Source organism: Acidovorax sp. 69 (assembly GCF_002797445.1).
Taxonomy (GTDB): Bacteria; Pseudomonadota; Gammaproteobacteria; order Burkholderiales; family Burkholderiaceae_C; genus Acidovorax.
The window spans coordinates 889,048-911,603 of the sequence record NZ_PGEP01000001.1; the positions used below are offsets into that span (position 1 = coordinate 889,048).

Consider the following 22,556-nt stretch of genomic DNA (forward strand, 5'->3'; position numbering starts at 1 on the left):
CGCCATGCCCGTGCGCCGGGCCTTGGCGGCGCGCACAACCCCATTTGTTTCATGACCCCACTCGACATCCTCATCATGGCGGCCGGCAAAGGCACGCGCATGAAAAGCCGCATCCCCAAAGTGCTGCAGCGCCTGGCCGGGCGCCCGCTGCTGCACCATGTGCTCGACCAGGCCGCGCACCTTCAGGCGCGCAGCGCCATCGTCATCACCGGCCACGGCGCTACAGAAGTAGAAGCGGCTACCGCAGGTGCAGCAAGCGCTGGAGGCACTTTTGATCTGAAATTCGTGCGCCAGGAGCCTCAGCTGGGCACCGGACACGCCGTGCAGCAGGCCGTGCCGCTCCTGCGCGATGACGGCACGGTGGTGGTGCTGTCGGGCGACGTGCCGCTGACGCAGGCCGACACGCTGCGCGCGCTGGTGGATGCCGGTGGTGCGGAGTGCCTGGCGTTGCTCACCGTCACGCTGCCCGATCCCACCGGCTACGGCCGCATCGTGCGCAATGCCGAGGGCGCCGTGCAAGGCATCGTCGAACACAAGGACGCCAGCGAGGCCCAGCGCAGCATCACCGAGGTGTACAGCGGCATCATGGCTGTGCCCGCGCGGCGGCTCACGCCGTGGCTGGCGCGGCTGACCAATACCAACGCCCAGGGCGAGTACTACCTCACCGACATCGTCGCCATGGCCGTGGCCGACGGCGTGCCCGTGGTGGCGCACCGCATCAGCGATGCGCTGCAGGTGGCGGGCGTGAACAGCCCGCTGCAACTGGCCGAGCTGGAGCGCGCGCACCAATTGCGCCAAGCCCGCGCACTGATGGAGCAGGGCGTGCGCCTGGCCGACCCGGCACGGTTCGATGTGCGCGACGACGCCCGCACCGGCTTGCGCGGCGCGCTGGTGTGTGCGCAAGACGTCGAGATCGACGTGAACTGCGTCTTCACTGGCCGCGTGGAGCTGGGTGAGGGCGTGACCATTGGCGCGCACTGCTGCATCGCCAACGCGACCATTGCGGCGGGCGCGGTAATCCATCCTTACACCCACATCGATGGCGAGAAGCTGGGCGCCACGGTGGGCGAGGGCGCCCTCATCGGCCCCTTTGCCCGCCTGCGCCCCGGCGCCCAACTGGGCCGCGAGGTGCACATCGGCAACTTCGTGGAAGTGAAAAACAGCACGCTGGCCGATGGCGCCAAAGCCAACCACCTGGCCTACCTGGGCGACGCCACCGTGGGTGAGCGCGTGAACTACGGCGCGGGCAGCATCACCGCCAACTACGACGGCGCCAACAAGCACCGCACCGTGATCGAGGCCGATGTGCATGTGGGCAGCAACTGCGTGCTGGTGGCGCCCGTCACCATCGGCGCGGGTGGCACGGTGGGCGGTGGCAGCACCATCACCAAGAGCACGGCGCCGGGCGCATTGAGCGTGGCGCGGGGTAAGCAGATCAGCATTGCGAACTGGGCCCGGCCCGCCAAACAAGCCAAGCCATGAATGCGCCCGCCGCCAACGCCGAACACGAGTTGCAGTTACTGCGCGCCGAGCTGGCCCGCAGCCAGCAGCAAGTGGCCGACATGGCTGCCGCGCAGGAGGAGTTTCTGCGCGCGGTGTCGCACGACCTGCGCGCGCCGCTGCGGCATGTCACGTCGTACGGCACGCTGGTGCGCGAGGTGCTGGGCGACCTGCCGCCCGAGGTGTTGCAGGGCGCCGAGGTGCAGGAGGCGCTGGGTTTTCTGGCCACCATGGACCAGTCGGCACGCCGCATGGGGCTGATGATTGATGGCTTGCAAGCCCTGGTGCATGTGGGGCGTGCGCCGCTCCGGGTGCACGCAGTGCCATTGGGCGCGGCAGTAGCTGAAGCGCGTGCTGCCGTGGCGAGGCTGGAAGCGGGCCGTGCCGTCGAATGGTGCCTGGGCGCTGATTTGCCCACGCTGCACGCCGACCCCACGCTGCTGCAGGAACTGCTGGTGCAACTGCTGGGCAATGCGATCAAGTTCTCGCGCCCCGTGGCGCAGCCCTGCATTTCTGTGCAAGCCGATGTGGCGCCTGCGGGTTACCTGGCCTTCAAGGTGCAGGACAACGGCGTGGGATTTGACCCGGCGCGGGCGGGTGCCTTGTTCGGCGTGTTCCAGCGCCTGCACCGCGAGACCGAGTTTGAGGGGGTGGGAACAGGGCTGGCACTGTGCCGCGCGATTGCGCAGCGGCATGGTGGTGAGATCACCGCGTCGGCGTTGCCGGGCGGCGGTTGCACAGTGCGTGTGCAATGGCCTGTGCAGCGGTCGTAGTCCGACCCCGGGTCTTCCGCGATTCATCGGCGCGCGCCAGGCTTCTTCGCCTTGCCATCCGCCATTCGCCAGCGGCAGGTGCGTTTCTGTCGCGCCGTCAGGCGGTTTCGCCTTACACCACAGGCGCCAGCTCGCGCTCTATGTGTCCCGCCACCTGGTTGCGTCCACCGTGTTTGGCGGCGTACAAAGCCGCGTCCGCCGCGTCAATCCAGGCGCGCAGGTTGTTGTGGCGGTGGTCGGCAGGCGCCACGCCAATGCTGCTGGTGATGCGCAGATCGGGCAGGCTGCGCAGGCGCACGCCTTCGGTTTGTTCGCGAATGCGGTGGGCAATGGCCAGCGCGTCCTTGGCCAACATGCCGGGCAGCACGATGGCAAATTCGTCGCCGCCGTAGCGGCCCGCGCAGTCGCCCGCGCGCACGTTGCCGCGCACCACGTGCGCCAGCGCGCGGATCACTTCGTCGCCCACGGTGTGGCCGTGGGTGTCGTTGATCTCCTTGAAGTGGTCAATGTCCAGCATCAGCATGCAGGCGGGCTCGTCGGTGGTGTGGTGGCGGCGCAGTGTGGCCTCGGCCTGCTCTTGCCAATGGCCACGCCCGAACAGGCCGGTGAGCGCGTCCACACGCCGCAATTCATCCAGCATCTGGTTCTGCTGTGCGGTTTTGCGAATGAGCTGGTAGCTGACCACGCTGACGGACAGGGTGTGCAGCACCATCACCGGCAAGCACGCCACCATGACGCGCATAGAGGTCTCTGGTGCCCAGTGCAGGCCCGCCAGCGCTGCGCCCACCAGCCCCCCGGCGAGCATCGCAGGCACCGAGCGCGCCCACAGCCCGCGGACGCCGGTGGTGATCTTGTCCACCATGGTGAGCGTCAGCAGCAGCACGCTGGGCAGCAGGTTGAAGTGGATCAGGGGCACAAAACTGGCGGCCATGGCCGAGTCGATGAGCAAATTGCGCGTTTCAGCGCGGTACGGGTCGGCACTGCGCCGTGTGATCAGGTAGGCCACATGGGGCCACACAAAGGCGGGCAGCACCATGGCCAACCATGCGTAGATGCTGGCCTGGCGCTCCCACAGCACCATGCCGACGACCATGCCGCCCAGCCCCATGCCCAGAATGCGCAGGGGGTAGATACGGCGGGGCATCTGGCGGCGGGGTGTGGGCATGAATGGCGAAGGGTTGTGTTGCTCGGTGCGATCGGCAGGCGCCCGATGTCCGGTTGATTTGAGGGATGGTGGCGCGGGAGCTTACATGCCGCCGCCGCGCGCTGCCAGCGGCAAATGACCAGATGCGATCACGTCCGCCGTGCCAGCGGACGCGGGCACGGTGTTGCGACCGTGGGCGTGTGGGGCAGTGGGAGGTGCGATTTGCTCCATTGAATTATCAAAAATCATAGCTGCCTGCGCTTATGCAATAAGCGCTACAGGCACTTTTGTATCAAATTTAGCCCGCCGGGTCGCAAAAAACGCCTTCACGTTGCGCACATTCGCATCGCCCGTGAACAGGCGCTGCGACAGCGCCAGGTAGCCCGGCATGTCCCGTGTATGCACCACCAGCACAAAGTCGGGCCCGGGCGATACGCGCCAGCATTGCTGCACGGCGTGGTCGGCCACGGCGCGGGCTTCAAACGCGTCCAGCTGCTCGGCGCCCTGGCGGTCCAGCGACACCTCCACGATGCACGCCAACCCGTGGCCCTGGATGGCGGCCAGCCGGTCGGGTTGCAGGATGGCGACCTGGCGCTCGATCAGTCCGGCATCGTGCAGGCGCTTGACGCGTCGCAGGCAGGTGGGTGGCGAGACATGAACCTGTTCGGCCAGGGCCTGGTTGCTTTGCGCGGCGTCGGTTTGCAATAGGTTGAGCAACTGCAGGTCAATGGTGTCGAGTGATATGGATTCCATATTGACTGTCAATTTGATCGAAAATTTCATTGCTTGTGATTGATGAAATTTAAATTCAAATTTATACATAAATCAATCATTAATTTTTTTCGTCGATGCCTACCATCGCGCCATCGCTCTCCAACCAAGGCAACCACCATGTGCGGCATCGTCGGCGCAGTCTCCACGCGCAACATCGTTCCCATCCTCGTGCAGGGCCTGCAGCGGCTCGAATACCGGGGCTATGACTCTTGTGGTGTGGCGGTGCATGCGTCCAGCCTGGACGCTACGCGCGCAGCAGGCCTGCAGCGCGCCCGCAGCACCGCCCGCGTGGCCGAGCTGCTGGAGCAAGTGGCGGCCGACCACGTTGACGGGGCCACCGGCATCGCCCACACCCGCTGGGCCACGCACGGTGCGCCGCTGGTGCACAACGCCCACCCCCACTTCAGCCACGGCACGGGCGAGGCGGGTGCCACACCCGGCCAGAACGAGGGAAGCGACCCGGTCAAGCCGGGTCGCGTAGCCCTGGTGCACAACGGCATCATCGAAAACCACGAAGAACTGCGCGCCGCCTTGCAGGCGCGCGGCTATGTGTTTGTGAGCCAGACAGACACCGAAGTCATTGCCCACTTGGTGGACAGCCTCTACAACGGCGATCTGTTTGATGCCGTGCAGGCCGCTGTGGCCCAGCTGCATGGCGCCTACGCCATCGCCGTCATCCACAAGGACGAGCCCCACCGCGTGGTCGGTGCGCGCGCGGGCTCGCCGCTGATCCTGGGTGTGGGCAAGGATGGCTCCGAGCACTTTCTGGCCAGCGACGCCATGGCACTGGCCGGTGTCACCGACCAGATCGTCTACCTGGAAGAAGGCGACCTGGTGGACCTGCAACTGGGTCGCTACTGGATCGTGGGCAAGGGCGAGAGCACCCGCCAGGCACTGACTGCCGCCCAGCGCCCGGTGCGCACCGTGCTGGCCCACAGCGGAGCGGCCGAGCTGGGGCCGTATCGCCACTACATGCAAAAGGAAATCTTCGAGCAGCCCCGCGCCATCGCCGACACGCTGGAAGGCGTGGAAGGCATCGTGCCCGAGCTGTTTGACGGCGCAGGCCAACACGGCGAGCCCGGCGCCGCCGCTTGGCGCGTCTTCAAGGACATCGACAACGTTCTCATCCTGGCCTGCGGCACCAGCTACTACAGCGGTTGCGCCGCCAAATACTGGCTCGAAGACATTGCAGGTATCCCCACCCAGGTGGAAGTGGCCAGCGAATACCGCTACCGCACCAGCGTGCCCAACCCGCGCACCCTGGTCGTCACCATCAGCCAAAGCGGCGAAACGGCCGACACCCTGGCCGCACTGCGCCACGCGCAGTCATTGGGCATGCTGCACACGCTCACCATCTGCAACGTGGCCACCAGCGCCATGGTGCGCGAATGCAAGCTGGCCTACATCACCCGCGCGGGTGTGGAGATCGGCGTGGCCAGCACCAAGGCCTTCACCACGCAACTGGCGGGCCTGTTTCTATTGACGCTGGCGCTGGCGCAAAGCAAGGGCCGCCTGAGTGAGGAGCAGGAGGCCGGCCACCTCAAGGCCATGCGTCACCTGCCTGTGGCCTTGCAGGCCGTGCTGGCGCTGGAGCCGCAGATCATCAGCTGGTCCGAAGATTTTGCGCGCATGGAAAACGCCCTGTTCCTGGGCCGGGGCCTGCACTACCCCATTGCGCTCGAAGGCGCCTTGAAACTCAAGGAAATCAGCTACATCCACGCCGAGGCCTACCCGGCGGGTGAACTCAAACACGGCCCCCTGGCGCTGGTCACCAGCAGCATGCCGGTGGTCACCGTGGCGCCCAACGACGCGCTGCTCGAAAAACTCAAAAGCAACATGCAGGAAGTGCGCGCCCGTGCCGGTGTGCTCTACGTGCTGGCTGACGCCGACACCCACATCGAAAGCAGCGAAGGCATCCACGTGATCCGCATGCCCGAACACTACGGCCCCTTGAGCCCGCTGCTGCATGTGGTGCCGCTGCAGTTGCTGGCGTATCACACGGCGTGTGCAAGGGGGACGGATGTTGATAAGCCCCGGAACCTCGCCAAATCGGTCACTGTGGAGTGATGGGCGAGGAGCAAATTGTGCGCAGTGATCTGACGAGGATAGTTTCGGAAAACGGCTCGGCGCAATGAGCGACGAGGGCGTCACCGGGCGTCACCGGGCGCCACAGGGGCTACGGCGAGCGCTCTGAGCCCCCTATCGACAGGCCGTATCTCATCTCTGTTCCAAAGGGTGTTTCTCTTGTCCTCGTGCGATCTCAGGAAACGCAGAAGGGCTTTGAGCGGTGCCTGATGTTGAGCGCGCCGTCAAAAGTTTGCTGGCCTCAAAAAAAAATATCCATGACTCAGGCTCCCGCGATCATGTGATGCTCATCTCAAGCGGTGTGGTCTGGAACGCAATTTGCCGCCATGGGCCGCCGTCCTCTTGCGTCCATACCTGCAGCACGCGCGAGTCGATGCGCACGGTGCCGGTGCCGTTCTTGCGCACGGCTACCAGCAATTGGCGGCCGGTCATCACGGCGCAGGTGCCCAGCACCTGCACATGCAGCTCAGACCGGTCGATCACCTGGTAGTCGACATGCGTGCCGCCGGAGCGGAAATAGCTGTCGTAGTCGTCGGTCTGCCCCTTGGCATGCACATGGGTGAGGCCGGGGTGCAGGATCTCGCGCAGGCGCGCAAAGTCGCCACGTTTCATGGCGTCGCAGCGCTGGGCTTCGAGGTCCAGCAGCAGGGATTCGGTGTGGGTGGTCATGGGGTGTGGAGTGAAGCAGGGTAAAAACAGATGTGCGCTCAGTCGAGCTGGATGCCGGTGCTGGCCACCAGGCCGCGCCAGCGGTCCTGGTCCTGCTGCACCAGCCGCGCCAGCGCAGCGCCATCCTCGTAGCGGGGCACCACCTCCAGCCGTTTGGCGGCGGCGAGCATCTCGGGTGACGCCATGGCGCGGCGCACCTCGCTGCCCAGGCGGGTGGTGGTGGCGGCCGCTACCTTGGCGGATGCGAACAGCCCATACCACTCCACGAGCTGAAGGTTGGGGTGGCCTGCCTCGGCGAAGGTGGGTACGTCGGGCAAGCTGGCCAGCCGCTGCGGGCTGGTCACGGCCAGGATGCGGATGCGTCCCGCGCGGTGGTACTCCAGCATGGTGGGCAGTGGGTTGAAGGTGCAGGCCACCTGGCCGCCCATCAGGTCCTGCAGCCCGGGCACCACGCCGCGGTAGGGCACATGGACCAGGGGCGCGCCCAGCTCACGGCCCATCATGGTGCCCAGAAAGTGCGGGCCGCTGCCGGGGCCGGGTGTGGCGTAGGTCGTGGCCGAGGGGTTGGCCCTGGCCCAGGCCATGAAGGCGGCCACGCTGGTGTGGGGCGACGTGCCGTTCACGGCCAGCGCAAAGGAGTGGTCGCACACGCAGGCCACGGGCACGAAGTCGCGCTGCGTGTCGTACATCGGCTTCTTGTACAACTGGGGCACCAGCGTCATCACCGATGAGGGCGTCAGCAGCAGGCTGCCACCGTCGGGTATCGCCAGGCGCACGGCATCGGCGGCCAACTGACCGGATGCACCGGTCTTGTTCTCCACCACGTAGCTGGCGCTGGCGTCGGCCAGTTGCTGTGCCAGCGCGCGGCCCAGGCTGTCCGCCGTGCCCCCGGCAGGGAAGCCCACGAAGAGCTTGCGCATGCCGGCTGGGGCCTGTGGCCATGCCGGGCGGGCGATGGTGGCGGCGGCCATGGCTGCGGTGGCGGCCAGAAGGCCGCGCCGGGAATTGAGTGGGATCGGCATGCTGGAGTCTCCGTTGTGTGAGGGGGACACGCTGGCGCCTGGTGGCACGCCGTGTGCGACGCCACCAGTCGTTGCGGGGTGTGAACACGTCAGTGCAGTGTGGCGGGCTGCCCTGCCAGGTGCTCGCAGGTGCGCTGCAGCAGGTCGGTGGTCTGCGCCGCCCCCTGCGCAACGCCGTAGACGATGTGGTCGGGTCGCACCAGGGCTGCGCTGCATCCGTGCTGGCCGAACCAGCGCGCAAGGATGCCGTCGGCCTCATGCAATGCCTGCACGCCGGCCACCGCGCGCGCGGTGGTGTCGATGCACGCCACCTGCGCCTGCAAGCGCTGCAGCGCGTCGATCCATTGCACCAACTGTTCTGCCGAGGGCGCATCGCGCAGGACCAGTACGAAACCGTGCCCCAGCAGGTCGTCCATCATTAGTTCATGGCCTGCCGTGCCGGATTGACAGACCGGCTGCGGGAACGGTGTTCCCATCGGTGCTTCATCGCGGTCGATGAGGCCATGGTGCACCCCGGGCAACAGGCTTTGGCGCAGCTGCATCCGCACCTGGTGGCCCTGCTGGGCGCGCAGGTGCTCGTCGCGCTCGCGGGCACGGGCCGGGTCGCGCTCGCAGATGATCTGCCCCAGGCGCTTGACGGTGGCGGTGATCGCCTCCACCTGCGGGCCGCGCTCGGTGCCGTAGCTGTCCAGCAATTCCTCACCCGCATGGCCCTTGAGCACCCAGTCGAGCTTCCACGCCAGGTTGGCGGCATCGCGCAGGCCCTGGCACATGCCCTGGGCCAGAAAGGGCGGCATCTGGTGGGCGCTGTCGCCCGCCAGCAGCACCGGGCCCTGGCGCCACTGCTCCAGCACCACGGCGTGGAAGCGGTAGGTGGCGGCGCGCCAGATGGTGGCCTCCCCGGGGGCAATCCATGGCTCCAGCAGTTGCCAGATGGCGTCGGGCGGCATCTCGCGCTGCTCGGCCTCGTGCGGCAGCAGCAAAAACTCCCAGCGCCGGTGCGTGCCCGGCCCGACGACATAGGTGCAGGGCCGTGCCGGGTTGCAGTACTGGATGTTGGTGTCGGGCAGCCGGGCCAGCACGGATTCGTTCACATGCATGTCCACCACGATCCAGGGTTCGTCGAAGTCCAGGCTCTTGAGGCGCAGGCCCAGGCGCTTGCGGGCAGGGCTGGTGCCGCCGTCGCAGGCCACCACATAGCGCGCATGCACTTCGCGCGGACTGCCGCCGGCTGCCTGCACCGTGAGCGCCGCGCCGCCATGCGCCTCCTGGACATCGGTGACCTCGTGGCCCAGATGCACCTGCACGTTGGGCAGTGCGCCCACTGCCGCACGCAGAGCGGTCTCCAGCGCCGGCTGGTTGAAGGTATACGACGGTGCCCAGGCCAGCGGGTAGGGCGCAGGCCCCATGTCGAAATGCTGGATGGGCTGGCCGTCTGCGCCCCGGTAGATGGTGGGGCGGTAGGGCGTGATGTGCGCCGCCAGCGCGCCGGCAATGCCGATCTGCTGGAAGGTGCGCATGGCCTCATGGTCCAGCGCGAAGGCGCGGGGCAGGGGGTAGATCTGCTCGGACTTGTCAAAGACCGCCACGCGGCACCCGCGCTGCCCCAGCAGGGCGGCCAGGGATGCGCCCACGGGCCCGAAGCCGATGATGGCGACGTCTACAGAAGAGGGGGTGTGTCTGGTCATGGTGTTTTTAATGCAATAAATGTGAATTGTGCATAAAAAAATAAAATGTGCATTAGGGGTTGATCCCGATGCCGGCGTCCGTGCTTCGATCAAAAAATGCACAAAATTTTATTTGTGCATTTAACAAGGAGACGACATGTCGATGATGAAAGCGGCCCGCCTGCACCAGGTCGGCGCCCCCATGGCGATCGAGCAATTGCCCATCCCCCAGCCAGCGGCCAACGACGTGCAGGTGCGTGTCAGGGCCTGCGGCATCGTGCCCAACCTGGGCAACATATTGGCCAACTGGACCACCTGGTTTCCCGAGCTGCCGCTGCCCCCGCTGCCGGCCGTGTTCGGGCTGGATCCCGCGGGAGAAGTGACGGCAGTAGGCTCCCACGTGCATGCCTGGAAGCCGGGCGACCGCGTGTACGTGAACCCCAGTCTGTACTGCGGCGGCTGCCGCGCCTGCCGCAACGGCGACCTGATCAACTGCACGCACTATGCGTTCAGCGGCTACTTCGGTTTCTCGCAGAACTCGCTCAAGCTCTATGAGAACTACCCCAACGGCGGGCTGGCCGAGTACATGATCGCCCCGCAATACGCGCTGGTGAAGCTGCCTGACAACGTAGGCTTCAACGAGGCGGCGCGCTTCGGCTACCTGGGCACCATGTACTCTGCCATGCGCAAGGCAGGCGTGGGGCCGGGCAAGAGCGTGCTCATCAACGGCATCAGCGGCACGCTGGGCATCGGCGGCGCACTGTTCGGGCTGGCCATGGGGGCCACTCGCATCCTGGGCACTGGCCGCAACCAGGAACTGCTGGACCGCGTCAAGGCGCTCGCGCCCGGCCGCATCGAGGTGTTCTCTAATGCCGATGGCGGCGCCATCGATACCTGGGTGAAGTCGCGCACCGAGGGCCTGGGGGTCGATGCCTTCTTCGACGCGCTGGGCCCCGGCGCCTCGCACGATGCGCTGCAGCAGGGTGTGCGCGCCCTCAAGCGCGGCGGGCGGGCCTACAACATTGGCGCCATTGCTGGCATGGTGGGCATGGACCTGCACACCATGATGGACGAGCAGCAATCCATCGAAGGCTCGGCCTGGTTCACCGCAGGCGAGGGCCAGGACATTGCGGACATGGCCGAGGCGGGAACGCTCGACCTGTCGGTCTTCGAGCATGTGTGCTATCCGCTGGACCGTATCAACGAGGCGATCTCGGGCATTGCGGGGCGCAATGGCGGGTTCAGTAATTTCGTCATCAACCCCTGAGAGGTGTCCACCATGCAAATCAGGCGAATCGTCGCGGGGGTCGGTGCCAACGGCCGCTCGCAGGTGTTCACGGACGGCGTGGCGCCGCGTGCCGTGGAGTTCGAGAGCGCACAGGGCTTTGCCGCTGCCCTGCTGTGGGCCACCTCGGCCGGCGAGGTGCTGGGCCAGGGGGCTGTGGCCGACCGCACGGGGCAGACCGGTTTCGTGCCTGCAGCGGGCGAGACGCTGCTGATGTTCGTCACCTTCCCGCCGGACGCGGTGATGATGCGCGCGGATTTCGACGGTGCGGCCTTTGGTGCGGAGTTTGCGCAGAAGGTGCCGGGTCTGGCCGAGCGATTCGAGCAGGACCACCCGGGCATGCACACCACCGAGAGCATCGACTACGACGTGGTGCTGGAGGGCGAGATCATGCTGGAGCTGGACGACGGCGCTCAGGTGCTGCTGCGCCGGCACGACGTGGCGGTGCAGCACGGCAACCGGCACGCCTGGCGCAACCACACCGACCAGCCCGCCACCATGCTGTTCGTGCTGATGGGGGCGCGGCGGGCAGGTTGATTGCCATGACGGGGCTTGCAGGGGCGGCAGGCCCCTGCGTGCATCACGCCTGCTGGCGCGCGGCCTGGAGCCAGCGGATCTCGCTGAGCAGGTCCACCAGGCCGGCCTGGATGAAGCCCAGGGTCGGCTCGTCCACCAGGAGGCCGTCCTGGATGCGGCTGGCCACGCCTGCGATGGCGATATGCTGGCGAACCAGCGGCCGGGCCAGCGTGGCGGCCAGGGCATCGCGGATCTGGGCCTGCGCGCGCACGCCGCCGGCCGTGCCGGGCGATGCGGTCATGACCAGCACCGGCTTGCCCTTGAGCGGCGAGGCGAAGCCCGGGCGCGATGCCCAGTCGATGGCGTTCTTGAGCACGCCGGGGATGCCGTAGTTGTACTCGGGCGAGCAGATCACCAGGCCGTCCGCAGCCGCGATGTCAGCCTTGAGCTGCGCGACCGCGGCCGGCGGGCTGTCGCCATCGAGGTCGGCGTTGTACATGGGCACGTCGTCCAGCGGAAACAACTCCAGCGTGGCTGTGGGTGGCAGCAGCGGTGTGAGGCTGCGCAGCACGGCCGTGCAGTGCGATGCGCGGCGGATGCTGCCCGATATGGCAACGAGGCGGGTGGGGGCGGCGTTCGGGTTGGCGGTCACTGGGGTTTGCTCCTTCTTTCAATTGTTTTAGTTTATGCATAAAATTCAAAACATGTACAAAAAAGAAACGCCCACGCGCACACCGCCCCTGGTTGACCAGGCGTTTGCACAACTGCGCCACGATGTGCTCAGCGGTACCTATGGTGCCGGTGCCAAGCTCAAGCTCGACGAGCTGCAGACGGCGTATGGCTTTTCCAGCAGCCCGCTGCGCGAGGCCCTGAGCCGCCTGGCCCAGGAGGGCCTGATCCGGGCCGACGAGCGGCGCGGCTTTCGGGTGGCCGCCATTTCGGAGGAAGACCTGGCCGACATCACCCGCATGCGCGTGATGCTGGACGTGCAGGCGCTGCGCGAATCCATCGCCCATGGCGATGATGCGTGGGAGGCCTCTGTGGTGGGTGCCTACCACCGGCTTGAAAAAATGGAGGGCCGCCTGGGCGATGGGCCGGTCATCCTGGACAACGATTGGACCGAACTGCACACCGCCTTCCATACCGCGCTGATCTCCGCCAGCCCGTCGGAGCGCCTGCGCACCTGGAGCGCCAGCCTGTTCGACCAGGCCGAGCGCTACCGCCGCTACTCGGCCCGCTTTCGCAAGACCTCGCGGCGCAAGTCGAACGAGCACCGCAAGCTCATGGACGCCACGCTGCGCCGCGATGCGGACACCGCCTGCGCGCTGCTTGAAGAGCACATCCTGAGCACCCAGCGCAATGTGATGGCGGTGCTGGCCCAGGTCGAGCAGCAGGAGGGCTGAACCTGCAGCCAGGGCTGAAAGGCTCCTGGCTGTCCCAGCATCCAACTGACCGGTAGCGGGCTGCACGCACCGCCTACATGCTGGCGGCCATCGCGGCCCCGCGCATCCCTTTCAGCCTTTCTCTTCGCGCACCCCCAGCGCATCTGCACCCACGCAGCCCAGGCGAAACACCGCTGCGGGCTTTCCCCTGCCTGCCTGGCGCACGCGGGGTCGGGTGCCGGCCACCAGTAACTTCCCCCCTGTTGATTACTTGAGGCGCCGCCGCTGGCAGGCTCTTTCGTGCCTCTTCAGTTTTGTGCTTGGTGTAAACCACTATGCATTTACAATGTTTTATGCATAAAAATAACTTCATGCACCAATTCGTGCGGCTGGAAAAAGTCACTCCGGGTCGCCGTTCTTTCCACCTCTCCCATCCCTTTGAAGGAAACCCATGAAACTGATGTCCTACTCGATCGCCGGCCGTGAGACCTGGGGCGTCGTCGTCGGCGACGGCGTGGCCGAGCTGGCCGCGCGCACTGGCCATGCCACTCTGGCTGACTTCATTGGCAGCCCCGACTTCGCGCGGCGCGACGCGCTGGTGGCGGGGCTGGGGGCTGACGCGAAGCTGGCCGACGTGGTCTATCTGCCAGTGATCCCGCGCCCCGAAAAAATCGTCTGCGCCGTGCGCAACTACATGGACCACCACCAGGAGGTGCTGGCCGCTGGCATGCACCGCGAGCTGTCCGAGCAGCCACCGATCTTTTTGCGCGTGTGGCGCTCGCAGACCCCGCACCAGGGCCCCATCGTGCGCCCGCATGTGTCGGAGTCGCTGGACTGGGAGGGCGAGCTGGCCGTGGTCATCGGCAAGGAAGGGCGCGACATTGCCGAGGCCGATGCCTGGGCGCACATTGCCGGCTACAGCTGCTACAACGATGCCAGCGTGCGCGAATGGCAGTTCCATGCCAAGCAGATCGCGTCGGGCAAGAATTTCGAGTCCACCGGCGCCTTCGGCCCGTGGATGGTGACCGCCGACGAGATCGCTCCGGGCCGCGAACTCAAGCTGGAGACGCGGCTCAACGGTGCCGTGGTGCAGTCCAGCCACACGGGTCACATGATTTTCTCGATCCCGCGCCTCATCGCCTACGCCTCGACCATCTTCACGCTGGTCCCCGGCGACGTGGTCATCACCGGCACCCCGGCCGGTGTGGGCTGGAGCAAGAAGCCACCGCAGTTCATGAAGCCCGGCGATGTGGTGGAGGTAGAGATCGAAGCCATCGGCCTGCTGCGCAACCCCGTCGTCGCGCAGGGCTGAGGCCGGGCCTCCCACCCACCCATCCATCCACCCCACCCGGGCAGAGCGCAGCCCCAAGACGGCCGCCGCCCCTGGAGACAAACAGCATGAACAGAAGACATCTCCTGGCCGCCTGCAGTGCGGCTGCCGTGGCATGGCCGGCCTTGCCGGCGCTGGCCCAGGCCTACCCGGAGCGGGCCATCAAGCTCTACCAGGGATTTGCCCCCGGCGGCAATGCCGACGCCATCGCCCGTGCTGTGGGGCTGGAGATGGGCAAGGCCCTGGGCCAGCCCATGGTGGTGGAGGCGCAGTCCGGTGCCGGCGGCACCATTGCCGCCACCACGGTGGCCCGTGCCAAGCCCGATGGCTACACCCTGCTGCTGGCCACCGGGGGCCATGCCGTGGCGGGGGCGCTGTACAACACGCTGCCGTACAAGTCGGTGGCCGATTTCGAGATGGTCTCCACGGTCACCTACTTCCCCTTTCTGGTGGTGGTCAACACCAACTCCAAGGTGCAGGGGCTGCGCGAGGTGATCGCCAGCGCGCAGGCCGCGCCCGGCACGGTGGCCTATGGCACGGCGGGGGTGGGCTCCACCCACCACCTGGCGGGCGAGCTGCTGGCCAAGCTGGCCCGTGTGAACCTGCTGCACGTGCCCTACCGGGGCGATGCTGCAGCGCTCACCGCCTTGCTGGCGGGGGATGTTCCCTTCATCATCGCGCCACCCACGGCGGTGATGTCCAACATACAGGCCGGCAAGCTGCGCGCCATTGCCACCACCGGCCCGCAGCGCTGGCCGGGCCTGCCCAGTGTGCCTACGGTGGCAGAGCAGGGCGTGGCGGGCTACGACGTGCGCTCCTGGGCGGGCCTGATGGCGCCGGCCGGCACCCCGCGCGCCGTGGTGGAGCGGCTGAACGCCGAGGCCCTGCGCGCGCTGCAGGCGCCGGCCGTGCGCCAGCGGTTGGAGGACATGGGGGGCGAGGCGCGCGGCAGCACGCCCGACGAGATGAAGGCCATGGTCAGCCATGAGCTGGAAAAATGGCAGCAGGTCGTGGCCGATGCCAAGATCCCGAAACAATGAATTCACCGAAAGACTTTTCCGCATGACCTTGATCGCCATTCGCAAACGCAGCCTCAGCATCGAAACCATCTACCACGAGGGCGGCCCGCCGGCAGACCAGCCGCTGCGCGTGGCCGCCGCCTGCGCGGTGATTCGCAACCCCTATGCGGGCCGCTACGAGCCCGATCTGCTGCCCTTCATGGCCGAGCTGCGCAGCCTGGGCACCCTGCTGGCCGAGGAACTGGTGGCCACGCTGGGCAAGGAGAACGTGCAGGCCTACAGCAAGGCCGCCATCGTCGGCGTCAACGGCGAGCTGGAGCACGGTGCCGTGTGGCATGAGGCCGGCGGCTGGGCCATGCGCCAGGTGCTGGGCGAGCCCAAGGCCATCGTGCCGGCGGCCAAGGCCGTGGCGGCCACGGGCTACCGGCTGATGGTGCCGCTGCACTACATCCATGCGGCCTACGTGCGCAGCCATTTCAACAGCACCGAGGTGGGCATCCAGGACGCGCCGCGCCCCGACGAAATCCTGTTCGCCCTGGTGATGGCCGACGGCGGGCGCATCCACTCGCGCCTGGGCGGTCTCACGCGCGAGCAGGTTGCCGTGCACGACGGGCAGCGCTGACCATGCAGGCCCCTGACATGACGACGATGAAGGCCGTGCAACTGCAGGTCACCGGTGGCCCCGAGGTGCTGGCGCTGGTCGACCTGCCCGTGCCCCAGCCCGGCCCAGGCCAGGTGCGGGTGCAGGCCCACGCCATTGGCGCAGGCGGGCCGGATGTGCTGATCCGCAACGGTACCTACAAATGGATGCCGCCGCTGCCGGCCGTGCCCGGCAATGAGCTGGCCGGCGTGGTCGAGGCCGTGGGCCCGGGCGTGGCGCGCCTGGCCGTGGGCGACCGCGTGCTGGTCAGCGCGCGCGAGCTGCCCCAGCGCGGCGGCTGCTATGTGCAGTACATCTGCGTGGACGAGGCCGTGCCCTTCGTGCTGCCCGCATCCATCGCCTTCGAGGACGCGGTGAGCCTGGGCAACTTCCAGCTCGCGCTGGCGCTGCTGGCCAGCAACGGCAACCTGCCGGCGCAGGCCATCCTGGTGCCGGGTGCTGCCGGCGGCGTGGCCACCGCGCTGGCGCAGGTGGCCCGGGCGCGCGACCTGCGGGTGATCGGCACCGCGTCCACGCCCGAGAAGCGCGCCTTTGCGCTGGAGAACGGGGTGAGCGACCTGGTCGACGGCGATGTGCAGGCCCTGCCGCAGCGGGTGATGGAGCTCACCGGCGGGCGGGGCGTGGACATGGCGTTCGACCATCTGGGCGCGGGGCTGTTCATTGCCTGCCTGCGCTCGCTGGCGCCCTCGGGCATGGCGGTGTCGTACAACATCCTGGCCGGCCCGCCGTCGAACGATGTGTTCGACGAACTGCGCAAGCTGCTGGCCAAGAGCCTGGCCATCCGCACCTTCTCCATCCACGCGGTGGATGCCGACATCGCGCAGCGCCGCGGCCTGATGGAGCAGGCCATCGCACTCATGGCTACCGGCCAGGTGCGCGCACCTCGCGCCATGCGCATGCCACTGGCGCAGGCGCGCCAGGCCCATGAGCTGCTGGACAGCGGTGGCACGCTGGGCAAGCTCGTCCTGATCCCCTGAATCCCGTGGAGCCCGCCACCATGACCCAAGCCTATGCCGCCAACCTGTCGCACTGCGGCATCTTCTGCCGCGACCTGGAGGTGATGAAAGCCTTCTACACCGGCGTGTTCGACATGCAGGAGACCGACCGGGGCGAGGGTGTCACCTTCCGTTTCGAGATCGTTTTCCTCAGCGGGCGCGAGGACCAGCACCACCAGCTGGTGCTGGCCGGCGGGCGCGGCGCGGATGCGCCCAGCACGGTGATGCAGCTGTCCTTCAAGGTCAAGACCATCGACCACCTGCGCGAGGCGCGCCGCCGCGCCCTGGCCATGGGCGCGACCAGGATGCGCGGGCTCAACCATGGCAACGCGATCTCCATCTACTGCATGGACCCCGAAGACAACACCGTGGAGGTGTACCTGGACACGCCCTGGTACGTGAGCCAGCCCCACGGCGACCCGCTGGACCTGGACCTGGACGACGAGGCCATCTGGGCCCAGACCGAGCGCGTGGTGCGCACCGATCCAAGCTTCATGCCGGTGTCGGAATGGGCGGCACGCTTCGCATTGCGCAGCGAGGCGTTGAAGACATCCAACCTTAGTTGAGGTGGACAGGAGCACCGTCGGCTTTGATCGCGGATCCACGGACGTCTGACGCTTGCCACGACTCGCAGGTAATTGCAAGGGCATGGACACGCCAATAACACGGGCTTCCCAAGGGGAGCCCCGTTTGCTCTGGTCTCAGTGCGGGTCAAAAAACACTCCCCATGGCAGCAGCACCCGCACATGCGAAGTGCCACCACCATGGGAAGGCCCGCAACTGGCTCAATGACATGGCGCCGATTTCGCCAAGCTGATTGAGTTCATGCAAGCCTTGATCAGGGAATCGCAGGACACGAAGATATTGCTGAATCTGGATAACCTAAGGATGGCCTGCACGAATCCCTTTTGACCGCGCCACTGCGGTATCTGATCTAAAACCCGGCCTGCTTTGAGTGAATGGCGCACTCATCGCCCATTCGCGCCCTGCGCAAGGGCCATCTACCCCATGTTTAGGGGCACTACGCCCCCTGCGCGCGCACCTGTCCCAGGACTTCCAATAGCTTTTTCCTAGCCATCCACAGATTGCCCAGCCCAAACAGCGTGACGAGCTGTGCCGTGTTCTTCTTGAGCCCCCGGTAGCGCACCTTCACGTACCCGAACTGTTGCTTGATTACCCTGAACGGGTGCTCAACCCTGGCCCGGATGCTGGCCTTGGTTCGTTCCAGTTGATCGATCAGAGCCTCAAGAGGGCTGTCTTTGTCCAAAGCCCGGCGCAATCCCGGCCGCATGGCCACATGCCAGCGCACGTTCTTGTTGGCATCTGGCCGCTTGTCCACCCCTTGGTAGCCCGCATCTCCAAAGGCATCAGTTTCTTGCCCGTGCAGCAGACTGTTTGCTTCGATCACGTCGTTCATATTGCCACTGGTGCCTCGCACGCTGTGCACCAGCCCCGAGTCTGCATCCACCCCAATGTGGGCCTTCATACCGAAGTACCACTGGTTGCCCTTCTTGCTCTGGTGCATCTCGGGGTCGCGCTCGCCGCTTTGGTTCTTGGTGGAGCTGGGCGCGGCAATCAGCGTGGCATCCACCACCGTGCCCGCTTTGAGTTGCAGCACTTTGGCTTGCAGCAGTGCATTGACCGTGGCCAGAATCTGATCGGCCAGCTTGTGGCGCTCCAGCAGATGTCTAAAGCGCAGGATGCTCGATTCACTGGGGATGTGTTCGTCCCAGTGGGACAAACCTGCAAAGTCCCGAAAGGCTGGCACGTCGTGCAGCGCTTCCTCCATGGCTGGGTCGCTGAGCTTGAACCAATGCCGCATGAAGTGGTACGCAGCAGGGTCTGCACTGCAAAGGGCTGCTGGCCCCTGCGCCCACCTTCGGGTGTGTAGGGCTCTATCAGCGAGACCAGTTCAGCCCAGGGCACCACGAGTTCCATGGCATCAAGGAATTCACGCTTGCGGGTGCGCTTGGTGGTGTTGCTCAGGCCCAAACTGCTTTGCTTCATGCTCGTATTGTCTGGGCTTGCGCCCGCTGTGCAATCACATCGCTCAGGGATTCGTGCAGAGAATCCCTAGCCCCGTTTTAGAAATGAATCAACACTTGATGGCCATGGTGCGGGAAGGCGCTCTGACCTTCGCACATATCGGCCCCTCGACTACATTTTGCGCACCAGCGACTGGCGGATTGCTTCGGCCTTGGTTGTGGTGAATACACCGCTGGCCAGAAGGTCCAAGATGGAGGTGACGCGGCCGCGCGACCCCCAGCTTCCTTCGTCGATGACTCGGAAGTTAACCCACCAGGTGGGAGATGGCGCGTTCAGGCCGCATGCCGAGGTCATGGCTGAGAGGGTGTTTTCGATGACTTGCTTGCGCACCAGTGGCGACCAATCTCCCTCCATGACGCAGATGTCGATCGTGGCCAAATCGGGCATTGGGTGTTGATCGCTCAGCAAGACACCGGCGATGGCGACCTCGCTGGGCGCGCGTTCGACGAAGTGCACCTGGAACCCGACACGGGCTGCCACCGCCAGTTGCCCCACCTCCGGGATCAGCACCGCATCGGTAAGTGTTTGTGCCAGCTGGCGGCGTTGCTCGACTGATAGACGGCCTTTGGGTGTCGCGATGGTAATGATGGTCATGGTTTTCCCTCTTTTTGGGAGTGGTCTGCTGAATGTGGGCGGCGCAGGGATCCTCGCCCTCAGCGCGCAGATGCTGCGTTTGTCCTAAACTAGCTATGTCGTTTGACATATAAGCACCAGGAATGTTGTCCTCTACCAAGGAAAAGATGATTGCCGGCGCGGCTGACTTGATCAGTCGCCAAGGCGTAGCGGCCACCAGCTTGCGAGACGTTGTTCACCACACAGGCACCCCTCGTGGATCGCTTGCACACCACTTCCCGGGCGGAAAGCAACAGATGCTGGAAGAGGCTGTTGCGTATGCGGACCACGCGGTTGCAGGACCACTCGCGGATTTACTCCACACGCACGGTCCCGTTGAAGGCTTACTAGCATTCATCGCCTGGTGGCAACATGTCCTAGAAGTGTCGGATTTCGAAGCAGGGTGTCCTGTCTTGGCTGTTGCCATAGAGCAAGGCAGCGTGATGGATACGTTGGGAGATGAGGAGGTTGGTGCGCGCGAACGCCTGCGCCTTCTGGTGCATGGTGCATTCAGCAGCTGGCAGGGTATCTTTGCGGGTTCTTTGGTTAAAGCAGGCGTGGAAGATGAACGAGCCAAAAGCCTGGCAGCACTGGTGGTCGCGTCTGTGGAGGGAACTGTTGCCATGTGCCGCGCGGCGCGCAGCCGAGAGCCGCTGGACTCTGTGACCCGGGAGCTACATGCCATTCTGAAACTTACCTTGCAGCAGGTGCCCACTTCTGAAAAAAATGAATGAGATACGGCTGACACCGTCGCTTGGGCGCGCATTTCAGGATGCAGTTTCTGGGCGGTTGTGAGTGCGGCCGGATCGTGCCAGCCATCCCAACGCTTCATCCCAGAATACCTGGGAGGATGCTCTGAAATAGCCCATGTGTCCGATGCCTCCGGAGGGCGCTGTCGGGTGGATGTCGCTGGTAGACAGCGGCGCATTCCGATAGCCGCTCATGAAAGCGTCGCGCGAACTCGCCGTAGCCCAGCGGTCGTCGACCGCGTTGACCGCCATGATCGGAACCCGCACCCGTGCATATCGATCCTCGATACCCAACATCGCTGGGTCATCGAAGAAATAGCGCGGATACCGGCACCAGTGCCGCCATTGCCAGAAGACGTTGCGTGGAAGATCCTCGCCCATGCCCAGCATTCTCCAAGGACAGTAGCCCTTCCACCAAGTCAGCAAGGGGAGCACCAAATGCCACATGGGTAGTACCTTCCACTGCTCCGAGCTTGGCATCCAGCCATGCCACCCTGCGCCAATGCCGAAGCCATAAAAACCGGCCAGCTTGTCATGGTTTGGGAGCAGCCCCAAAGCGTGGCCTCCATAAGAATGACCGACCATGTAGAGCGGTAGCCCGTCGCCTTGGGACATGTGCTCCACCGCGGCGGCAAGGTCGAGCTGGCCCCAGTCCAGCAGCGACATCTCAAAGCCCTTGAGCGATGAAGGACGCGACTTTCCGATGCCCCGGTAATCGAATGTCAGTGTCTCAAAGCCTCTCTCCGCAGCAAACTCTGCGAACTTGCGGTAGAAGCCTTGCGGCACCGCAGTAGCGCCCGCGACAATCAGTCGTCCTACAGGACGCGTGATGGTTGAATATAGGGTGGCGGACAATAAAAACCCATCATCCGCTGTGAGAGCGAAGGAATGCGGCGACGGGCGTGGTGCATCAGTTTGTTGTATGTCGTCTGTCATAGACTGAAATCCTAAACTATGACAATCGACATATCAACTTTCAAGGGACGCCAACGCGACTGATGACGAGGAGTGAAAAGTCAACAGGCTATTTTCAGTTGGATCAAGTCTAGCCATGGGCACCAGGCCGCCAATTTCACGGTGCGACCGGTGCAAGTTGTGGTGGTGTCAGTTTCCAATGGCGACACGGACCATGAGGCGTCGGCTCCGGTTTGATCTGAGTCATTTGCGGCGCATGGTCCGAGCGGCCCAGATCGGTTGCTCGGTGGACGATCATTCGAAACACCTTGCATGGTCATGAATAGTTGGCGAACACACGGATCATTGGCGCCAGATCATGAGCTCGTCGAGCACCACATTCAGTTTGTTAGCTAGACGGTGCGTCCCTGAATTACTTCAGCGTGAATGATCGTTCGCGGTGCCTTGTCTCTGACGAAGTCTTGGTGGCATGGCGTGGGTATGGGAACTGTCGCAGTCATGGGCGGCGCGTGGCAACACCGTCTAGCTCGGCCATCACGGCCGCCGAAAGCTCGACGTCTGCGGCAGTAAGGTTCTCCCGCAGATGTCCGAGGGAAGACGTCCCGGGAATCAGAAGAATGTTGGGCGATCTTTTCAGGAGCCACGCAAGGGCCACTTGCAATGGCGTCGCACCAACGCTTCGCGCGACCGCCGACAATCCTGCTGATTGGAGTGGGCTGAATCCGCCCAGCGGGAAAAATGGCACGTACGCGATGCCTTCTTGCGACAGGGTGTCGATCAAAGCGTCATCTCTGCGATGGACCAAGTTGTACTGGTTCTGCACGCACACCACCGCACAGATGCGGCGAGCCTGCACGACCTGATTAGCCGTGACATTGCTCAGGCCGATATGACGGATCAGGTCCTGCTGCTGGAGGGCGGCAAGTACTGTCAACGGTTCTTCGATGGAGCCTTCGGCGGGGCCGAACATGTCGAACATGGCGCGGAAGTTGACGACCTCCAGCCTGTCCAGGCCCAGATTGCGCAGGTTATCGTGCACGGCCGTCGTCAAGGCTTCGGCGGAAGCTGCTGGCAACCAAGCCCCCTGTTCATCTCGCACAGCACCAATCTTGGTCACGATCGTCAGGTCATGGTGGTAGGGACTGAGGGCTTCGCGGATCAGCTGATTGGTGATGTGAGGGCCATAAAAATCACTGGTGTCGATGTGGTTCACGCCAGCTTCTATGGCGGCACGAAGGACTGCCAAGGCCGCGTTGCGGTCATTCGGCGGGCCGAAGACATGGGGGCCCGCCAACTGCATGGCGCCGTAGCCCAGACGGTAGACCTTGCGGTCGCCAAGATGGAAGTATCCGGCTTTGGAGATGTGGTTCATGTCAGTGTCCTTGTGATGATCTCGCTCCAGTCTAGGGGCT

The 22,556-nt window shown here is 65.2% G+C and carries 22 protein-coding genes; 12 read left to right on the forward strand and 10 right to left on the reverse strand.

Going from position 1 to position 22,556, the window contains the following annotated elements; all coding sequences use genetic code 11:
- The first annotated feature begins 51 nt into the window (after positions 1-51).
- The gene (gene glmU, locus CLU85_RS04165; RefSeq protein ID WP_100409175.1) at positions 52-1,482 is read left to right on the forward strand and encodes a bifunctional UDP-N-acetylglucosamine diphosphorylase/glucosamine-1-phosphate N-acetyltransferase GlmU; all 1,431 of its coding nucleotides are present in this window, start codon (positions 52-54) and stop codon (positions 1,480-1,482) included.
- The gene (locus CLU85_RS04170) at positions 1,479-2,273 is read left to right on the forward strand and encodes an ATP-binding protein (RefSeq protein WP_100409176.1); all 795 of its coding nucleotides are present in this window, start codon (positions 1,479-1,481) and stop codon (positions 2,271-2,273) included. Before glmU ends, CLU85_RS04170 begins: the two co-directional genes overlap by 4 nt.
- A gap of 112 nt (positions 2,274-2,385) precedes the next feature.
- Here the strand turns inward: CLU85_RS04170 and CLU85_RS04175 are convergent, their stop codons facing one another.
- The gene (locus tag CLU85_RS04175) at positions 2,386-3,438 is read right to left on the reverse strand and encodes a diguanylate cyclase (RefSeq protein WP_100409177.1); all 1,053 of its coding nucleotides are present in this window, start codon (positions 3,436-3,438) and stop codon (positions 2,386-2,388) included.
- Between the two features lie 240 nt (positions 3,439-3,678).
- The gene (locus CLU85_RS04180; protein ID WP_100409178.1) at positions 3,679-4,170 is read right to left on the reverse strand and encodes an Lrp/AsnC family transcriptional regulator; all 492 of its coding nucleotides are present in this window, start codon (positions 4,168-4,170) and stop codon (positions 3,679-3,681) included.
- A gap of 138 nt (positions 4,171-4,308) precedes the next feature.
- Between CLU85_RS04180 and glmS the strand changes: the two genes are divergently transcribed.
- On the forward strand, positions 4,309-6,258 hold the full coding sequence (glmS, locus tag CLU85_RS04185) for a glutamine--fructose-6-phosphate transaminase (isomerizing) (protein ID WP_100409179.1): 1,950 nt from the start codon (positions 4,309-4,311) through the stop codon (positions 6,256-6,258).
- A 294-nt stretch (positions 6,259-6,552) separates the two neighbouring features.
- Here glmS and CLU85_RS04190 read toward each other — a convergent pair whose 3' ends face one another.
- From CLU85_RS04190 to CLU85_RS04200, 3 genes are all read right to left on the reverse strand, one after another.
- Entirely contained in the window at positions 6,553-6,945 is a 393-nt protein-coding gene (locus CLU85_RS04190; protein WP_100409180.1) for a nuclear transport factor 2 family protein, read from the reverse strand.
- A 38-nt stretch (positions 6,946-6,983) separates the two neighbouring features.
- A complete protein-coding gene (locus CLU85_RS04195; RefSeq protein ID WP_157803913.1) occupies positions 6,984-7,967 on the reverse strand; it encodes a tripartite tricarboxylate transporter substrate-binding protein in 984 nt (327 codons plus the stop codon).
- 89 nt (positions 7,968-8,056) lie between these two features.
- Positions 8,057-9,655, reverse strand: a complete 1,599-nt coding sequence (locus CLU85_RS04200) for a bifunctional 3-(3-hydroxy-phenyl)propionate/3-hydroxycinnamic acid hydroxylase (RefSeq protein ID WP_100409182.1) — start codon at positions 9,653-9,655, stop codon at positions 8,057-8,059.
- 136 nt (positions 9,656-9,791) lie between these two features.
- Between CLU85_RS04200 and CLU85_RS04205 the strand changes: the two genes are divergently transcribed.
- On the forward strand, positions 9,792-10,901 hold the full coding sequence (locus CLU85_RS04205) for an alcohol dehydrogenase catalytic domain-containing protein (protein WP_100409183.1): 1,110 nt from the start codon (positions 9,792-9,794) through the stop codon (positions 10,899-10,901).
- A gap of 12 nt (positions 10,902-10,913) precedes the next feature.
- The gene (locus CLU85_RS04210) at positions 10,914-11,456 is read left to right on the forward strand and encodes a cupin domain-containing protein (RefSeq protein ID WP_100409184.1); all 543 of its coding nucleotides are present in this window, start codon (positions 10,914-10,916) and stop codon (positions 11,454-11,456) included.
- Positions 11,457-11,499: 43 nt separating this feature from the next.
- On the opposite strand, the gene CLU85_RS04215 is transcribed toward CLU85_RS04210, so the two are convergent.
- On the reverse strand, positions 11,500-12,087 hold the full coding sequence (locus tag CLU85_RS04215) for an NADPH-dependent FMN reductase (RefSeq protein ID WP_100409185.1): 588 nt from the start codon (positions 12,085-12,087) through the stop codon (positions 11,500-11,502).
- 34 nt (positions 12,088-12,121) lie between these two features.
- Here CLU85_RS04215 and CLU85_RS04220 point away from each other — a divergent pair, with 34 nt between their 5' ends.
- The 6 genes from CLU85_RS04220 to CLU85_RS04245 all read left to right on the forward strand — a co-directional run bounded on the left by CLU85_RS04220 (position 12,122) and on the right by CLU85_RS04245 (position 17,388).
- Positions 12,122-12,838 (forward strand): GntR family transcriptional regulator, encoded by a 717-nt coding sequence (locus tag CLU85_RS04220; RefSeq protein ID WP_100409186.1) that lies wholly within the window; start codon positions 12,122-12,124, stop codon positions 12,836-12,838.
- 430 nt (positions 12,839-13,268) lie between these two features.
- The gene (locus tag CLU85_RS04225; protein ID WP_100409187.1) at positions 13,269-14,129 is read left to right on the forward strand and encodes a fumarylacetoacetate hydrolase family protein; all 861 of its coding nucleotides are present in this window, start codon (positions 13,269-13,271) and stop codon (positions 14,127-14,129) included.
- Between the two features lie 86 nt (positions 14,130-14,215).
- Complete coding sequence (locus CLU85_RS04230) at positions 14,216-15,187, forward strand: tripartite tricarboxylate transporter substrate binding protein (RefSeq protein ID WP_100409188.1); 972 nt, start codon at positions 14,216-14,218, stop codon at positions 15,185-15,187.
- Between the two features lie 22 nt (positions 15,188-15,209).
- Positions 15,210-15,788, forward strand: coding sequence for an amino acid synthesis family protein (locus CLU85_RS04235; RefSeq protein ID WP_100409189.1), 579 nt, complete (start codon positions 15,210-15,212; stop codon positions 15,786-15,788).
- Positions 15,789-15,805: 17 nt separating this feature from the next.
- Positions 15,806-16,804 carry a zinc-dependent alcohol dehydrogenase family protein gene (locus CLU85_RS04240; protein ID WP_100412368.1) on the forward strand — a complete coding sequence of 333 codons (999 nt, stop codon included), beginning with the start codon at positions 15,806-15,808 and terminating at the stop codon, positions 16,802-16,804.
- 20 nt (positions 16,805-16,824) lie between these two features.
- Positions 16,825-17,388, forward strand: coding sequence for a VOC family protein (locus CLU85_RS04245; protein WP_100409190.1), 564 nt, complete (start codon positions 16,825-16,827; stop codon positions 17,386-17,388).
- Positions 17,389-17,843: 455 nt separating this feature from the next.
- Here the strand turns inward: CLU85_RS04245 and CLU85_RS04250 are convergent.
- Positions 17,844-18,829, reverse strand: a protein-coding gene (locus CLU85_RS04250; protein WP_100409191.1) for an IS5 family transposase whose coding sequence is annotated in 2 segments (ribosomal slippage) — positions 17,844-18,652 and positions 18,652-18,829 — 987 coding nt in all. Because the reading frame shifts where the segments join, the coding sequence is not laid out codon by codon here.
- Between the two features lie 150 nt (positions 18,830-18,979).
- Complete coding sequence (locus tag CLU85_RS04255) at positions 18,980-19,462, reverse strand: tautomerase enzyme (RefSeq protein ID WP_100409192.1); 483 nt, start codon at positions 19,460-19,462, stop codon at positions 18,980-18,982.
- Positions 19,463-19,584: 122 nt separating this feature from the next.
- On the opposite strand from CLU85_RS04255, the gene CLU85_RS04260 reads away from it, so the two are divergent.
- On the forward strand, positions 19,585-20,214 hold the full coding sequence (locus tag CLU85_RS04260; protein ID WP_100409193.1) for a TetR/AcrR family transcriptional regulator: 630 nt from the start codon (positions 19,585-19,587) through the stop codon (positions 20,212-20,214).
- Positions 20,215-20,247: 33 nt separating this feature from the next.
- Here the strand turns inward: CLU85_RS04260 and CLU85_RS04265 are convergent, their stop codons facing one another.
- A complete protein-coding gene (locus CLU85_RS04265; protein ID WP_100409194.1) occupies positions 20,248-21,165 on the reverse strand; it encodes an alpha/beta fold hydrolase in 918 nt (305 codons plus the stop codon).
- A 475-nt stretch (positions 21,166-21,640) separates the two neighbouring features.
- A complete protein-coding gene (locus CLU85_RS04270) occupies positions 21,641-22,516 on the reverse strand; it encodes an aldo/keto reductase family oxidoreductase (protein ID WP_100409195.1) in 876 nt (291 codons plus the stop codon).
- Positions 22,517-22,556: the final 40 nt, after the last annotated feature.

Bases quoted from the DNA above. Each gene is read 5' to 3' on its own strand.
- CLU85_RS04265 (WP_100409194.1), bottom strand. From the start codon at position 21,165: ATGACAGACGACATACAACAAACTGATGCACCACGCCCGTCGCCGCAT.
- CLU85_RS04245 (WP_100409190.1), top strand. From the start codon at position 16,825: ATGACCCAAGCCTATGCCGCCAACCTGTCGCACTGCGGCATCTTCTGC.
- CLU85_RS04255 (WP_100409192.1), bottom strand. From the start codon at position 19,462: ATGACCATCATTACCATCGCGACACCCAAAGGCCGTCTATCAGTCGAG.
- CLU85_RS04225 (WP_100409187.1), top strand. From the start codon at position 13,269: ATGAAACTGATGTCCTACTCGATCGCCGGCCGTGAGACCTGGGGCGTC.
- CLU85_RS04260 (WP_100409193.1), top strand. From the start codon at position 19,585: ATGTTGTCCTCTACCAAGGAAAAGATGATTGCCGGCGCGGCTGACTTG.
- CLU85_RS04175 (WP_100409177.1), bottom strand. From the start codon at position 3,438: ATGCCCACACCCCGCCGCCAGATGCCCCGCCGTATCTACCCCCTGCGC.
- CLU85_RS04240 (WP_100412368.1), top strand. From the start codon at position 15,806: ATGACGACGATGAAGGCCGTGCAACTGCAGGTCACCGGTGGCCCCGAG.
- CLU85_RS04180 (WP_100409178.1), bottom strand. From the start codon at position 4,170: ATGGAATCCATATCACTCGACACCATTGACCTGCAGTTGCTCAACCTA.
- CLU85_RS04270 (WP_100409195.1), bottom strand. From the start codon at position 22,516: ATGAACCACATCTCCAAAGCCGGATACTTCCATCTTGGCGACCGCAAG.
- CLU85_RS04220 (WP_100409186.1), top strand. From the start codon at position 12,122: ATGCATAAAATTCAAAACATGTACAAAAAAGAAACGCCCACGCGCACA.
- glmU (WP_100409175.1), top strand. From the start codon at position 52: ATGACCCCACTCGACATCCTCATCATGGCGGCCGGCAAAGGCACGCGC.
- CLU85_RS04200 (WP_100409182.1), bottom strand. From the start codon at position 9,655: ATGACCAGACACACCCCCTCTTCTGTAGACGTCGCCATCATCGGCTTC.
- CLU85_RS04230 (WP_100409188.1), top strand. From the start codon at position 14,216: ATGAACAGAAGACATCTCCTGGCCGCCTGCAGTGCGGCTGCCGTGGCA.
- CLU85_RS04205 (WP_100409183.1), top strand. From the start codon at position 9,792: ATGTCGATGATGAAAGCGGCCCGCCTGCACCAGGTCGGCGCCCCCATG.
- CLU85_RS04195 (WP_157803913.1), bottom strand. From the start codon at position 7,967: ATGCCGATCCCACTCAATTCCCGGCGCGGCCTTCTGGCCGCCACCGCA.
- CLU85_RS04170 (WP_100409176.1), top strand. From the start codon at position 1,479: ATGAATGCGCCCGCCGCCAACGCCGAACACGAGTTGCAGTTACTGCGC.
- CLU85_RS04190 (WP_100409180.1), bottom strand. From the start codon at position 6,945: ATGACCACCCACACCGAATCCCTGCTGCTGGACCTCGAAGCCCAGCGC.
- CLU85_RS04235 (WP_100409189.1), top strand. From the start codon at position 15,210: ATGACCTTGATCGCCATTCGCAAACGCAGCCTCAGCATCGAAACCATC.
- glmS (WP_100409179.1), top strand. From the start codon at position 4,309: ATGTGCGGCATCGTCGGCGCAGTCTCCACGCGCAACATCGTTCCCATC.
- CLU85_RS04210 (WP_100409184.1), top strand. From the start codon at position 10,914: ATGCAAATCAGGCGAATCGTCGCGGGGGTCGGTGCCAACGGCCGCTCG.